Annotated in this window: 16 protein-coding genes; all 16 read right to left on the bottom strand. The window is 59.0% G+C overall.

Annotation, left to right across the window (positions count from 1 at the left end):
• Genes pduU through pduC form a run of 16 tightly spaced genes read right to left on the bottom strand, consistent with a single transcriptional unit; the run spans position 1 to position 13,041 of the window.
• The gene (pduU, locus tag NA986_RS01315; protein ID WP_000441100.1) at positions 1-351 is read right to left on the bottom strand and encodes a propanediol utilization microcompartment protein PduU; all 351 of its coding nucleotides are present in this window, start codon (positions 349-351) and stop codon (positions 1-3) included.
• Positions 351-905 carry a propanediol utilization microcompartment protein PduT gene (gene pduT / locus NA986_RS01320; RefSeq protein WP_000075778.1) on the bottom strand — a complete coding sequence of 185 codons (555 nt, stop codon included), beginning with the start codon at positions 903-905 and terminating at the stop codon, positions 351-353. Before pduT ends, pduU begins: the two co-directional genes overlap by 1 nt.
• Before the next feature lie 2 nt (positions 906-907).
• On the bottom strand, positions 908-2,263 hold the full coding sequence (gene pduS / locus NA986_RS01325) for a cobalamin reductase PduS (RefSeq protein WP_023216049.1): 1,356 nt from the start codon (positions 2,261-2,263) through the stop codon (positions 908-910).
• The gene (pduQ, locus tag NA986_RS01330; protein ID WP_023216050.1) at positions 2,260-3,372 is read right to left on the bottom strand and encodes a 1-propanol dehydrogenase PduQ; all 1,113 of its coding nucleotides are present in this window, start codon (positions 3,370-3,372) and stop codon (positions 2,260-2,262) included. Before pduQ ends, pduS begins: the two co-directional genes overlap by 4 nt.
• An 11-nt stretch (positions 3,373-3,383) precedes the next feature.
• Positions 3,384-4,778 carry a CoA-acylating propionaldehyde dehydrogenase PduP gene (gene pduP, locus NA986_RS01335; RefSeq protein WP_023137998.1) on the bottom strand — a complete coding sequence of 465 codons (1,395 nt, stop codon included), beginning with the start codon at positions 4,776-4,778 and terminating at the stop codon, positions 3,384-3,386.
• Positions 4,775-5,785 (bottom strand): two-domain cob(I)yrinic acid a,c-diamide adenosyltransferase PduO, encoded by a 1,011-nt coding sequence (gene pduO, locus NA986_RS01340; protein ID WP_001029486.1) that lies wholly within the window; start codon positions 5,783-5,785, stop codon positions 4,775-4,777. Before pduO ends, pduP begins: the two co-directional genes overlap by 4 nt.
• A gap of 9 nt (positions 5,786-5,794) precedes the next feature.
• Entirely contained in the window at positions 5,795-6,070 is a 276-nt protein-coding gene (gene pduN, locus NA986_RS01345) for a propanediol utilization microcompartment protein PduN (protein ID WP_000549825.1), read from the bottom strand.
• 3 nt (positions 6,071-6,073) lie between these two features.
• Complete coding sequence (pduM, locus tag NA986_RS01350) at positions 6,074-6,565, bottom strand: propanediol utilization microcompartment protein PduM (RefSeq protein ID WP_023216051.1); 492 nt, start codon at positions 6,563-6,565, stop codon at positions 6,074-6,076.
• Positions 6,562-7,194 carry a phosphate propanoyltransferase gene (locus NA986_RS01355; RefSeq protein ID WP_023216052.1) on the bottom strand — a complete coding sequence of 211 codons (633 nt, stop codon included), beginning with the start codon at positions 7,192-7,194 and terminating at the stop codon, positions 6,562-6,564. The genes pduM and NA986_RS01355 overlap by 4 nt, the downstream gene beginning before the upstream one ends.
• Positions 7,194-7,676 carry a propanediol utilization microcompartment protein PduK gene (pduK, locus tag NA986_RS01360; protein ID WP_001284393.1) on the bottom strand — a complete coding sequence of 161 codons (483 nt, stop codon included), beginning with the start codon at positions 7,674-7,676 and terminating at the stop codon, positions 7,194-7,196. The genes NA986_RS01355 and pduK overlap by 1 nt, the downstream gene beginning before the upstream one ends.
• Positions 7,677-7,679: 3 nt before the next feature.
• On the bottom strand, positions 7,680-7,955 hold the full coding sequence (gene pduJ / locus NA986_RS01365; protein ID WP_001057755.1) for a propanediol utilization microcompartment protein PduJ: 276 nt from the start codon (positions 7,953-7,955) through the stop codon (positions 7,680-7,682).
• Positions 7,956-7,973: 18 nt separating this feature from the next.
• Entirely contained in the window at positions 7,974-8,324 is a 351-nt protein-coding gene (gene pduH / locus NA986_RS01370) for a propanediol dehydratase reactivase beta subunit PduH (RefSeq protein ID WP_000377969.1), read from the bottom strand.
• Positions 8,314-10,146 carry a propanediol dehydratase reactivase alpha subunit PduG gene (gene pduG, locus NA986_RS01375; RefSeq protein WP_023216053.1) on the bottom strand — a complete coding sequence of 611 codons (1,833 nt, stop codon included), beginning with the start codon at positions 10,144-10,146 and terminating at the stop codon, positions 8,314-8,316. The genes pduH and pduG overlap by 11 nt, the downstream gene beginning before the upstream one ends.
• Positions 10,147-10,155: 9 nt before the next feature.
• Positions 10,156-10,677, bottom strand: a complete 522-nt coding sequence (pduE, locus tag NA986_RS01380) for a propanediol dehydratase small subunit PduE (protein ID WP_001090597.1) — start codon at positions 10,675-10,677, stop codon at positions 10,156-10,158.
• 14 nt (positions 10,678-10,691) lie between these two features.
• Positions 10,692-11,366 (bottom strand): propanediol dehydratase medium subunit PduD, encoded by a 675-nt coding sequence (gene pduD / locus NA986_RS01385; protein WP_000405048.1) that lies wholly within the window; start codon positions 11,364-11,366, stop codon positions 10,692-10,694.
• Between the two features lie 10 nt (positions 11,367-11,376).
• Positions 11,377-13,041, bottom strand: coding sequence for a propanediol dehydratase large subunit PduC (gene pduC, locus NA986_RS01390; RefSeq protein WP_001256896.1), 1,665 nt, complete (start codon positions 13,039-13,041; stop codon positions 11,377-11,379).
• Between the last annotated feature and the right edge of the window lie 13 nt (positions 13,042-13,054).

The raw sequence follows: 13,054 nt of genomic DNA on the forward strand, positions 1-13,054 counted from the left end.
TTACGTCCGGGTGATCGAACAGGTGGTGAACTGCATCATTTCGCCCAGCGTGCGCGTTACCTGCTTGAGGGCATACTCGACGGCGGAAACGTCGCCAGTCAGCACCACCGCGCCGGTAAAGCGGTCAAGAAACCCAATCTCCACCGCGCCGGATTTGGTAGCAATATCGCAGGCAATAATAGATGCTTCGCTCGGCGTGATGGTAAGGATGCCAATGGCGGACACCGCATCCGGCAGACCCAGCTTCTTAAATAAATCTTTCCCCGGATTGGCAATCAGGTGCGCGAGAGTGACCTGTTTCCCCGGCACGTATTCCTGAATCATGCGATCCGTTGTCGGTTGTCTTTCCATTATCCCTCCACCATCTGTCGCCACATGGCTTCATGCGGGCGCGGGATCACCGAACGGTAAACCAGCAACCCTTTCTCGCCCGCGCTTTCGCTGGCAACCGTCACGGCGTTATTGACGTCAGAAACGTCGCCCGCCACCACCATGTAGCATTTACCGCCGATGCCGAAGGCCATATGCACCCGCACCAGGGTGACGTTTGAGCCTTTCACCGCCCGGTCTGCGGCGCTAATGCAGGCCGCCACGCTCCAGGTTTCGACGATACCTACCGCCTGGCGCTTATCGACGCTGTTCAGGCCGCTGATGGCCGGAAGTACGCTGGGATGAATATTCGCCAGCACCAGGCTGTCGACGAGCATCTCGCCGGCCTGCGACGTACCGGTTTCAATAGCCTGCTGGACAGCGCCAATATCGCCGCCAAGCATCAGTAAAAACTTCCCCGGGCAGATGGTCTTGCTGACCAGCAGATTAACGTTGGCGCTTTTCAGCATGGCATCACCAAGCTCCATGCCTTTGGCGATGCTGGTGAGTTCTAAAATTCCTATAGCCTGAGACATGGTTAACCTCTTACAACCGTGATGGCCTGTTCGCTGATGGCCGATACAACGCCGTCGATGCTGGCGTGAATGGGTGCGCCGAGCGCGCCAGGTGGGATATCGGCAACGCATTGCCCGCGCGTCACGCGTTCTCCCACCGCAACGTTCGCTACCGCGCTGGCACCAATATGCTGGCGCAGCTGCAAAGTGACTTTTTCTACTGACGGCTCTTCTTCAACCAGCGGCGCTTCCTGGTACCAGGGGCTTAGTCCCAGTTTGGCGATCAGCCGCTTCACCGGCACCAGGCGATATTTCGCCATTTCGTCGGCCGGATTCAGCGGCCCTTCGTAGCGCTGGTTTTGCGCCCGTAGCTCGCGTTTTAACATGCGGTTGATGCGCATCGGCGAGATCCCCACCGGGCAGGCCACGCTTTCGCAAACGTTGCATTCCGAACAGGTAAGGGCGCTCAGCAGCAACTGCGGCGTGGCAGCCTGGTGAAAGTTCACTGCCCGCACCAGCAGGTGCGGAGAGAGTTCGTGGCCGATCAGATGCCGTGGGCAGAGATCGGTACACAGTCGGCACTGTTCGCAGACGGTGCGCGCGACGGAAAGCACCGTGCGCTCGTCCTGCATTCTCCGCTGGATAAGCGGATGGCTTTTGGGGAGCACCAGCAGGCCGCCGGTAGTTTTCGTCACCGGATTATCAAGAGAGGTAATCCGGCCACCCATCATCGGGCCGCCGTTAATAAAACCAGGGTCGTCGACCGTTGCGCCGCCCGCCAGCGCCAGCACTTCATGCAGTGACATGCCGATAGGAACGGTAACGGTCAACGGTCTGGCGACCGCGCCGTTCACGGTCAACGTGCGACGAGTGACCGGAAACCGCTGCTCGACCGCCCGGGCAATATTGAGCACCGTTTGCACGTTATTGACGACCACGCCGACGCTGGCCGGTAGCGCAGCCGGGGCGACCCGGCGGCCGGTTGCCATCCAGATAGTTAGCACCTCATCGCCCGCAGGATAAACATCCGGCAGGATATGCAGGCGGATACCGGCGGGCAGCAGTGGGGTGAGGGCGTCGATGGCCCGGCGGTATTTTTCTTTCAGGGCTATCACCCCTTCGCGCGCGCCGGTTGCCGTCATGGCGTACTGTACGCCGCGCACAAGACGCGCGGCCTGCTGCCACATCAGTTGCTGGTCAACTTTGAGCATCGGTTCACACTCAGCGGCGTTCACCAGAAAAATCTCTACCTGCGCCTGTAGTTTGACGTGAGCGGGAAAACCTGCGCCGCCCGCACCCACAACGCCCGCTGCGCGAACGCGCTCGCGAATTTCATCAGCGCTATGAGACATTTCAACGACGTTGACGGCGGTACTCATAGCAGTTCCTCCAGCAGTTCCCGAATGGCTTCGGCCTTGGCCGGGCGCGGGTTGGTGCGCAGCGTAACGTCCGCCAGTGCAGCCTGCACCATCGCCGGAATGCGTGCGGAAAAGTCGGATCTTCCTTCTTTAAGCGCAACGGCCAGTGAGGGAAGGGCGCAGCGTTGCTTAAGCAGTTCGATTTGCTGAATCAGCGCATTGATTGCCGCAACGTCATTGGCTTCTGCCGGGCAAAAACCGCAGGCTTTGGCCAGCCGCGCATAGCGTTTGGCGGCGCGCGGGTCACCCGCGTTAAAGCGGATCACCGTCGTGAGCAGCAGCGCATTGGCCAGCCCGTGCGGCAGATGAAACTGTCCGCCAAGCTGGTGGGCTATCGCGTGGTTAAGCCCCAGCCCCGCCTGGCTGAAGGCCATCCCGGCGAGCGTTGAGGCATTGTGCATTTTCCCGCGCGTCGCCACGCAGTCGCCTTTTTCCACCGCCGTGGGCAGATACTGGAACACCAGTTTGGCGGCCTTTTCCGCCAGCGCGTCGGTAAAGTCGCTGGCGTGCGGTGACACCCACGCTTCCAGGGCGTGGGTCAGAACGTCCATGCCGGTGTTGGCGGTAATCTGCGGCGGTACGCTGACCACCAGCTCCGGGTCGAGGATCGCCATATCCGGATACAGCGCATTGTTGAACAGCGGATACTTGATGCCTTTATCCGGGTCGCTAATTACGCAGGCGCTGGTGACTTCCGAACCGGTGCCGCTGGTGGTCGGGATCGCCACGCAGGTTTCGATATTGATGCCGCTCTGCTGGCTAAACCAGACAATCGCTTTTGCCGCGTCCATTGCCGAGCCGCCGCCAAAACCAATTACCACCTGCGGCTGCAGGGCCTGCATTTGCGCAATGCCCTGCACCACGGTATGGATGGTGGGGTCCGGCGTTATCTCGCTAAAGACGCTGATGCGGTTATCTGCGGGCAGCGCGTTACGCAGGGTATCCAGTAGCGGCGAGCGCGCCAGAAAGCCATCGCAGATTATCCAGATGTGCTTATTGGTAAAGCGCTTGAGCACCGCCAGGCTGCCCTGACCGCTGTACAACCGCGTTTGTAGTGAGAAGGTATTCATCGCGACCTCGGTTAGCGAATAGAAAAGCCGTTGGTCAGCACGCAGCGCCGGGAGCGGGCAAAAGTACGCGCTGACGTGGTCCCTTCGCCGGTTGGCGTGGCGATAGTGAAGGTGGTAAAGCCTTCGCCGCCGACGCCGATCCCGGCATAGGAAGGGCCGTTTTTGACGAATATCGAGGTTTGCAGGGTGCGGGCCGCGAGGTTCAGGCGCGACACGTTCTGCGAGTGCATAATGGCGGTGTGATGCAGCCCCTCTTCAACCTTCAGGGCCAGCGCCAGCGCGCTATCGAAATCGCTGACTTTTACCACCGGCAGCATTGGCATCAACTGTTCGCTGGTGACCCACGGATCGTCAGCGTTAACCAGCGCAATCAGCAGACGCGGCGCTTTTGCAGGGACAGCGATCCCGGCGGCTTCCAGCATGGCCGATGGGCTCTTGCCGACCAGTTTTTTATTCGCCTGGCCTTCTGGCAGGCAGGCGGCGCGGAGTTTGTCGGTATCGGCAGGGCTTAGCAGCAGCGCACCGAAGGTTTGCATTTGCTGCACCAGACGCTCGGCGACGCTCTCCACTACGATCAAGCTCTTCTCGGCAATGCAGGGCAGGTTGTAATCGAATGACGCGCCGTTAATGATATCTTCCGCCGCTTTCACCAGGTCTGCCGTTTCATCGACGATGCAGGGCGGGTTACCCGCGCCAGCGCCAATCACCTTCTTACCGCTCTTCATGCCCATTGCCACAATGCCCGGGCCGCCGGTAATGGCCAGTACTGCGATTCGCGGGTGGGCCATCATCTGCTGGGTCGCTTCGAAGGTGGGTTCAGCCACAGTCACCACCAGATTGCGGATGCCGCAGCAGCGGAAGGCAATCTCTTCAATCAGGCTAATCAGCTTGAGAGAGACCTTTTTCGCGCCCGGATGCGGGCTAAAGTAAATACTATTGCCCGCCGCCAACATGCTGATGCTGTTATTGATGATGGTTTCCGTCGGGTTGGTGCTTGGGGCGACTGAACCGATGACGCCAAACGGCGAGTATTCAAAGAGTACCATGCCGCCGTCACCGGTCAGCGCGGTGGTGGTGAGGTCTTCTACGCCCGGCGTGTTGTCCAGCGCAGCCTTGTTTTTGAGGAATTTATCTTCTTTGTTGCCCATTCCCGTTTCATTGGCGCTCTCCTCTGCCAGAGCAGCCAGCAGCGGCGTCAGTTCCTGACGCATCGCGCTGATGATAGCGCTGCGGGTTTTCAGCGGACACTGCTGATAACGTAAGAACGCCTGGTGCGCGGCATCGATGGCCTCGCTCACGGACTGGAAAATCCCTTTGCCCTGAGGCTGGGCCGGCGTTTGCGCTGGCGTGGTTAATTGCTCGCTAAGAATGGTGCGAATCAGGGTTTCGAGTTCAGAAGTATTCATTGATGAGTTCCCACGTTAATAGCCGCGATGGCGGTCTGTGCTATATCCATGTCCTGCTCAACGCTGCCGCCGCTGATGCCAAGACCCCCAATTAATATGCCGTCGCGCCACAGGGCGTAACCGCCGCCAAAGGTGACCACTTTTCCCTGTAAATGACTTTCCAGGCCATAAAGCGCCGCGCCTGGCTGAACAACATCGCTCAGCTCATGGGTCGCCGTTTTCATTGCCACTGCGGTCCATGCCTTTTTCGGTGCCAGTTCGCTGCTGACCAGCAGGGCGTCCGGCATCCGCCAGGTCACAGTTTCCGTACCGTGCGCGTCAACGATGCTGACGACTACCGGAACCTGCAGTTGCTGCGCACGTTCAACGGCGGCGCGGGTGAGCTGGTGCAGATCGTGGAATGAGAGGGCCACGGGCGTTGTCTCCTTGCTGCGGGTCGGCTGGCTGGCAGCCAGATAGCGCTTGCTAACTTCACGGATGATGTTGGCCTGGTGCGCATCGCTATCTTCCGCGCGGGCCAGGGCGTACAGGCAGTCCGATAAGCGGTTGATGTAGCGCATCAGCACCTGGCGTACGTTGACTTCAGTTGCCAGTTCAACCAGACGGCGTTCGGCGCGGCGCGCCAGCGTGCGGGCAAAATGTAAGCGGCTCGCGGCTTCGCAGCGTCCGGGTAAAATAAAGCTGTGCAGCGGTTCGACGCGGGCCATTGCCCGATCGATAGCGGCTTCCAGAGCCGAAATCTCTTCGCTGCTGATGTAGCGCTGTTTGGGCGACGGCTGCTCGCTGTCGCTGGCCAGCTCTGCGCTAAACCAAAAAAGTTGCTGCTGGATGGCCTCGAGTAAGGTGCGGTGATTTTCATCCGCAGCGGCGCAGGCGCACAGGCTCAGCGCGGCGTTCAGCTCATCCAGCGTGCCGTAGGCTTCAACCCGCGGGTGGGTTTTGCTCACCCGCTGGCCGGTAAACAGTGATGTGGTGCCAGCGTCACCTGTTCGGGTATAAATCGCCATAACCGCCCCTTAACGCGAAAGCGTATCTACAATGCCGACAACGGCGAGGTCGATGGCCTCATTTGGCCCGGAAAAAACGTGCCTGGCGCTGGAGCCGCCGCTGAGCAAAACCAGTTCGCCGACGCCCGCGCCGACGGAGTCCACGGCCACTTCATCGCCAGAGGTGGGCGAGGCGGGGAGTTCGCCATCGGCGCTGACCCGACGCACCAGCAGCAGCTTTTTCCCAATCAAAGAAGGTGATTTTTGCGTGGAGACAACCGCGCCCGTGACTCGTGCCAGATGCATGATTTACTCCTGCTTAATTAATTGAATATTCCGCGCATTGGCCGCGTCACGCGCCATGGCGGTCACGATGCATTTGCGGTGGACAACCAGACGCCCCCGGCTTAGCAGCGCGACATCGCGATAGCTCAGCACCGAACCCGCATGCAGAACCAGCGGCAGTCCGTGCTCGTCGGTGAATACCAGCGGCAGACGAGCCAGTTTTTTGACCGGGATAACCGGCAGCAACTGGCTGTGCAGGCTGAGCTGTACGCGGATGCCAAACGCCAGCGCGTCGTGAATTTTCCGGGCGGCGGTATCGTCGGTTTCTGCATCCGCAAGCTGACCCAGCAGCGGCAGGTCGACGAGCAGGATGCGCAGCGACGCGTGCTGACAGAACAGTGCTGGACAGTCGGCATCGCGAAGTTGCGTAACGCTCAGCGTCGCCGTGCTCTGGGCACGGCGATGCAGCCGGGAGACAATCTCCTCGACAATGCGCTGCAGGGTTTCGCCGTTCATCGCGGGCCTACCAGCCGGGCAAAGGCATGCGGGTTATCGGCACCAGCGGCGTTGGCTTCATCGGTATCAATGTGCATTTCGAGGCGCATGTCCGGTGAAACGCGAATCGCCACGTTGTTGAAAATCAGCCCGCGATCGTCGCCTTCAATCGCCACGGAGACCGTATCGCCGTGGGAAACCCGCAGGATCAGCGCATCAAGCGGCGACATATGGATATGCCGCTGCGCGACGATAACCCCGGAAGGCAGCTCCAGTTCGGCAAAGGGGCTGACCAGGCGGATGCCCGGCGTCCCCTTCAGGTTGCCGGACATTCTCAGCGGCGCGGCAATCCCCAGCGTTCTGGCGTCGGTACGCGAAATTTCCACCTGGCTTACCGAGCGCAGCGGGCCGAGCAGGCGCACATTTTTGAGCTGCCCTTTCGGTCCCACCAGAGTGACGGTTTGCTCCGCGGCGTATTGTCCCGGCTGCAGCAGCGCTTTTTTCTCGCTGATGGGATGGCCGGGAAACAGCCGCTCATAATCCTGTGCGGACAGGTGGATATGACGGTTTGAGACGCCCAGCGGAATAGGCCGCTGGCGCATCTCGTCGAGAACTTTACTGACCGTTGATTGCAGAAGCTCTTTATCCATTACGCTTCACCTCGCTTGCCAGAATGAATGCAAAGCGTACGAGGTTCGCCCTTCTGGCGCGGACATTTTGGATCCAGACACAGATTGCAACTGACCAGTTCTGATTCCTGCGGGGCCTCTTCGGCTGGCGCTTCAGAAACGACATCAGCTATCTCTGACGCTTCAGGCTCAGGTTCAATGACGGAGGGGGAGGGTGTCTCTGCGAGCAGGATCCCTTCTCCGGGCCTGGCGATAACCTTGTGGGCCACCAGACCATTCCGCTGTTCGGCAAATTGCGCACCGGTGGTGATGGCCGCCTGCACGGAGGCCACATCACCGGTAATTTTAATCACCATCCAGCCTGAACCATTGGTCTTTTCGAGGGCGAGCAGCGTGATAGAAGCGGATTTCGCCATGATATCGGCGCAGCTGATAGCCAGTGCCAGACCACAAACTTCAAGTAATCCCAGTGATTGCTTCACGCGGTGCTCCTTATTCGCCATCGATTAGGCTGATTTCGGTAAAATGGCCTCAACATCGCTGTGCGGACGCGGGATAACGTGGCAGGATTTCACTTCACCCACGACACTTGCCGCTGCGCTGCCGGCATCTACGGCTGCTTTAACCGCGCCGACATCGCCGCGAACCATGACGGTAACCAGGCCAGAACCAATTTTTTCGTAGCCCACCAGCTGTACGTTGGCGGATTTAACCATTGCATCGGCGGCTTCAATGGCGCCGACCAGCCCTTTTGTTTCAACCAGTCCCAGTGCGTTATTCATACTGCCGTTCTCCTGTGATTAAGCATGGAGATCCCGAAAAGGGATCCCTTTGACCAGTCGTGCCGCGTTATTACCGGTGTTGCGTTGGGCCTGACTGTCCTGATGATGCATCAGCGTAAAAAGCGGTGCCGATGCGGGTAAATTCTTGTAATGCACGACCAGCGAGTGTCGATCGCAGGCAATGCCGACCAGCAGCGGCGAGCTGCGCGCCGCCTGCCAGGCGCTGTCAACGACATCTCCAGCCGGGTGATGCTGAAGCAGGAAAGGGATGCCTTCCTCTTCGATACCCAGCAGCACTTCGTGCCAGAGGCTGGCGCAGTCGTTGATAACGGTAATGACGATAGCCGGGGCGCTGTGATTACTGTCCATATGCAAATTCCTTGTGCCAGGAGAGAATCAGGCCGGTGGCCACCGCGTTTCTTGGGCCTTCGCTGCCGCGAATATTTCCCCGCCCTGCGACCAGGCGGTAGTGCGCCAGCGCATCGGTGACCAACTGCGGAACTTCGAAATCCAGCGACGAGCCGCCGACCAGCACCACGAACGGAATATCGCGAATGTTGCCGGTTGGACTGACCTGACGCAGCGCGCGCAGCGCGTTGGTGACAAAGACGCGTTCTTTAGCGCTGCGGCGAATGGCGCGCACTTTTTCCAGCGCTAAGTCGCCGGGAAGCGGCACCAGTTCGTCCGGTTTCACCACGCAGACGCGGGCGAACACGGCGGGAGGCAGCGGCGTCGGGAAGAACTGGACGCTGCCGTCCTCGTGGCGTAAGTGGAACAGGCTTTCGACCTTAGCCAGCGGGTATTTTTTGATCTCTTCCGCCAGATAGCGGTCTTCCAGCCCCAGTTCGCGGGCAATAATCATCGTGACCATATCGCCTGCCCCGGCGAGATGGGTGGCGATGATTTCACCTTTAGGGTTGATGATGGAGGCATCGGTGGAGCCCGCGCCGAGGTCGAGGATCGCCAGCGGTCGGGTGGTACCCGGCGTGGTCAGCGCGCCCAGAATGGCGGCTTCAGCCTCAGCGCCGCCGATCTGCACGTCGATATTAAGCTTCTGCTCAATTTCACGGGCAATCATCGCCATCTGCAGACGGTCTGATTTCACCATCGAGGCGATGCCGACGGCCTGCTCCAGCGAGAACTCCCCGGCCAGACCGCCGGTGACGCTCACCGGAACCGAGGTGTCAACGGCCAGAAGATCCTGAATGAAAACCTCACTGCTCGGCTTATTGGTTAGCTCGGCCATGGTCTGGCGCACGTGCTCCAGCATGCCGCCGATATTGGTCCCGGCCTCGCCGGTGACGTTGTCGAGCTTGCCGCAGCCGTCCACCGCTTTCATGATAGCTTCGGCACCGGCGGCAACATCCACGCGCACGGTACGACCCTGCGCCTGCAGCTCCAGGTTACCGGCGGGTATCGCACGAGCTTTGACGTCGCCGGATGGCGTTTTAACCACCACGGCGGAACGGTTGCCGATCAGCGCGCGCGCCATCGGGACGATGTTTTTCGTCTCATCGGCGTTGAGATTAAACACGGTGGCGATGCCGTAAGGGTTAGAGAGGGTTTCGATAACCTTCCCCGGCACGGCGACTTCAATCGCCGCCAGCATCCCCAGCGGAATGCGGTCGATGTACAGAACTTCGTCAACGATCGGCAGCGATTTTTCCAGCCGGTTGCTGACCAGTACGCCATCGTCGCGCTGCAAAATGACGCCGGTAATCTGGTATCCGGCGCGCATTGAGGCGTTGATAACATTGGCGATATCGGCAAAATCAAAGGCTGACGATACCACCAGAATATAGGACGAGTCCGCCGGGCGGGTTAACAGCTCCTCCGGCGTAATCGTGATACCCACACCAAGGCCTACGCCGCCCGGCGTTTTTGGGTTATGGCCGATCATTGTCGATTCGGTGATGATGGTTTCGGTAATGGTTTCCATCGCCACATCGCCAATCACCGGCGTGGCTTCGTTAATGCGGATGAGCGAAATATCGCTGACATTGATCCCCGCGCGCTTTGCGACGAGGGCGAGCGCTTCCTGAATGCCGAACACGTTACGCAACGTGCCTTTGATCCCGGTCGTTTCCGCCAGCGCGCTGTGCGTAATCGTCAGTGCGCCAGTCTCATCTTGCCGCGCCAGCGCGACTTCCGTTGATGAGTTACCGATGTCAATGCCAGCTATATATCGCATACGAAATCCTTAATCGTCGCCTTTGAGTTTTTTACGCTCAACGTACAGCCCTGCCGCTTCACGAACGAAAGCTGCGCAAATCTTTGCCTGATAACGGTTTTCGAGATCGTCGGCGATAGCGAGCAGCTCTTCTTTCGTTGAACGATACGGACGAAGGGCGTTGTAGATTTCAAGAATGCGATCGTCCGGTACCGCGGTCAGTTCGGCGGCGCGTTCGAAGTTCATCGCCAGCCGGTCGCGGCCCGCATCTTTGGCGATAGACGCCTGTAAGCGCAGGGTTTCCGGGGTAATGCGCATATCCTGAGCGGTGACTTTATTGCTCAGCACGTTTTCCAGCGTAAAGTCGTCCAGCGTTTTATTGGTGGCGGTTTTCACCCATTCCGGGTGTTTGTTCGCCAGCGGGTAGTCGCTGACCTTTGCGCTGCGGGACGTGCCGCCTGCCGCAGGAGCCGCTGCTGGCGCATCGCCCTGCAGGCTGTTCATGCGGCTCAATACGTCCCGGACCATCGATTCAATTGCGTCGGTATTCATGGAGTTATCCTTTATCAAAGCGCCACGCGCAGTTCCTGCGGGTTTTTGCCCGTCACGACGTACTTGGTCTCTTTAATGTGCAAAATGGCCGACTTTGCCTGGTACTTCGGGCGTGCCATCTGGTCATTGAGCGTAGGGACCGGCTGCGGTGATTCGCGTTTCGCATAACGGGCGGCGTTTTTACCAATCTGACGGTAGGTTTCCAGCGTCAGCAGCGGTGCCTGCGGGAACAGCTCCAGGTTGGAGAGCGGCGGTAGCCCCTGCTGGTGGATAACAGTAGTACCTTTCGACTGGATGCCGATGGAGATGCCGGATCCGCTCAGGCGGTTACCTTCAACGGCGACGAACGCCACGTCGGAAGATTTAAAGCAGCGAATCACGCGCGCCTTGATGCCTTCTTCTTCAATACCGGCAATGACTTCGCGCAGAATGCTCTTATGCGGTAAGCCCACGATATTGACGGTTTGCGCCAGGCCAAATGCCGGGCCGACGGCGATAATGACTTCGTCCTGCTGAGTGCCCTGGCGCGCTTCGCCCACTTCGGTCAGAAAGCCGTCGCCCGCAGGCGCAGCGGTCTGTGGTGCTGTGGATGCCGCAGGCGCATTAAACGAGACGGGTTTATCGCTGCCCTTCATATCGCGGAGCACGTCTTCAATTATCTGGCGCAGCAATTTTTCATTAATTTCCATTTCTCACCCCTTAATCAATCTCGTTGGGATCAAGAGCGCCAGGGATGTTTTTAATCTCTTCCCAGCGTTCTCCCTGCAGGCGATAACCTGTTGCCGGACCGGCATAGTCATTGACGTCATTAACCGCAGAGAGCACTTGTCCGTCGCCGACGATAATGGCGGAGGTGTGCAAATAGTCGCCGGTTAGCTTGGCTTTCTGGATGTTGAGCATGTCCTGGGCCACGTCGGTAAACCCGCCCTGCGCCAGCGCTTTAACGACTTCCAGACCGTTGCGGTTTTTATTGATGATTTCCTGGGCGAACTTGATGTCTTCGACGATGTTACGCTCCGGCATATCTTTCGAACCGTGGGCATAGGTCGCGGCTTCAACTTCTTCATCGGTAATCGGCGGTAGTCCCATTCCGGCAAACACGGCCTGCAGCGCGCGGGCGGCTTTGTTACGGATGGCGATAACGTCCTCTTCGCGAACCGGGCGCAGACCGCCGTCCACTTTCAGGTCACGCTGGATAACGTTGTAGTCGTCAAAGTCTTCCGCATCTTCGTTGGAACCGGCGAACATGTTGTCGTAGTTCGGCACCGCGGAATAACCAGAGGAGATAAAGTCGGTACCCGGCAGGAACTGCATCAGCAGGCGCGCGGTACGACGCATATCGGAGTGGGTGAAGGTCTGGTCGTTACTGGAGGCGCATTCCAGATCCAGCGAAGAGCAGATCAGGTTTTCCGCCAGCACGGCACGAATGCCTGACGGCACGGCAGACGGTACGCCGATACAGCTTACGGAGCCGTTTTGCAGACCCTGAACGCCAGCCGCTTTCGTGATATAGATGCAGCGCGCTTCCAGATACAGCATGGATTTGCCTTCGGCGTAGCCCATCTGCACTTCGGAGCCGGAGCCGGAGGTGAAGCGCATTTTCAGGCCGCGAGAGGCGTAGGAAGAGGCTAAGAAGCCTTTCGACCATGGCGTATCGTCACCGTCGGTGAAGACCGGCTCGGTGCCGTAAACGGAAATGGTTTCGGCGTAGCAGGTGTGGCCCAACATACCGAGCTTCAGCTCGGTGGCTTCTTCCAGGGAGCACTGAGTCAGTACACCCGGACGACCTACCTGAGAACCAACCAGCAGCGCGATGGCGTTGAACGGCGCGTAGCGCGCTACCGCAACCGTGGTTTCTTGTTCGTCAAACCCGCGCCATGCGCCTTCGGCGGCATCGGCGGCAATTTGCACCGGGTTGTCTTTAACGTTGGTGACGTGCGCCTGCTGAGAGGGCGTGCGGCGGGCGCGCATTTTCTGCATCGCCATCATCATCTCAACCACGTTCATATGCGAAACCACTTCAACAATTTTCGCCGGGGTCATCGCGGTGGTTAGCGGAACGATTTCGCTGCGCTTGACGTTCGGATCGCACAGCATGTTAGCCAGCTTGACCGAATCCATCGCCATCACTTCTTCGGCGCGGTTCAGGTTGATGCCGTAGCGGGCGATAAAGTGGTCGATCAGGTCGAATTCGCTAACCGGTTTTCCGTCCAGCTCGGTTACCGCGCCGTTAACGATTTTTATCGACGGTTTTGGGTCGTTCGGGCTTTCCATCGCGATAAAGCCTTCTTCGATCCACTCCTTAACAAAGCCGTCCTGATTCACAGGGCGTTTCGCCAGTGCTTCAAATCTTTTCGATCTCATGAATCAGCCTCGT

It is taken from the genome of Salmonella sp. NW177 (genome assembly GCF_051811585.1).
Classification (GTDB): Bacteria; Pseudomonadota; Gammaproteobacteria; order Enterobacterales; family Enterobacteriaceae; genus Salmonella; species Salmonella enterica.

Excerpts from the sequence above, each read along its gene's own strand:
- pduU (WP_000441100.1), bottom strand. The coding sequence starts at position 351 with ATGGAAAGACAACCGACAACGGATCGCATGATTCAGGAATACGTGCCG.
- pduT (WP_000075778.1), bottom strand. The coding sequence starts at position 905 with ATGTCTCAGGCTATAGGAATTTTAGAACTCACCAGCATCGCCAAAGGC.
- pduS (WP_023216049.1), bottom strand. The coding sequence starts at position 2,263 with ATGAGTACCGCCGTCAACGTCGTTGAAATGTCTCATAGCGCTGATGAA.
- pduQ (WP_023216050.1), bottom strand. The coding sequence starts at position 3,372 with ATGAATACCTTCTCACTACAAACGCGGTTGTACAGCGGTCAGGGCAGC.
- pduP (WP_023137998.1), bottom strand. The coding sequence starts at position 4,778 with ATGAATACTTCTGAACTCGAAACCCTGATTCGCACCATTCTTAGCGAG.
- pduO (WP_001029486.1), bottom strand. The coding sequence starts at position 5,785 with ATGGCGATTTATACCCGAACAGGTGACGCTGGCACCACATCACTGTTT.
- pduN (WP_000549825.1), bottom strand. The coding sequence starts at position 6,070 with ATGCATCTGGCACGAGTCACGGGCGCGGTTGTCTCCACGCAAAAATCA.
- pduM (WP_023216051.1), bottom strand. The coding sequence starts at position 6,565 with ATGAACGGCGAAACCCTGCAGCGCATTGTCGAGGAGATTGTCTCCCGG.
- NA986_RS01355 (WP_023216052.1), bottom strand. The coding sequence starts at position 7,194 with ATGGATAAAGAGCTTCTGCAATCAACGGTCAGTAAAGTTCTCGACGAG.
- pduK (WP_001284393.1), bottom strand. The coding sequence starts at position 7,676 with ATGGCGAATAAGGAGCACCGCGTGAAGCAATCACTGGGATTACTTGAA.
- pduJ (WP_001057755.1), bottom strand. The coding sequence starts at position 7,955 with ATGAATAACGCACTGGGACTGGTTGAAACAAAAGGGCTGGTCGGCGCC.
- pduH (WP_000377969.1), bottom strand. The coding sequence starts at position 8,324 with ATGGACAGTAATCACAGCGCCCCGGCTATCGTCATTACCGTTATCAAC.
- pduG (WP_023216053.1), bottom strand. The coding sequence starts at position 10,146 with ATGCGATATATAGCTGGCATTGACATCGGTAACTCATCAACGGAAGTC.
- pduE (WP_001090597.1), bottom strand. The coding sequence starts at position 10,677 with ATGAATACCGACGCAATTGAATCGATGGTCCGGGACGTATTGAGCCGC.
- pduD (WP_000405048.1), bottom strand. The coding sequence starts at position 11,366 with ATGGAAATTAATGAAAAATTGCTGCGCCAGATAATTGAAGACGTGCTC.
- pduC (WP_001256896.1), bottom strand. The coding sequence starts at position 13,041 with ATGAGATCGAAAAGATTTGAAGCACTGGCGAAACGCCCTGTGAATCAG.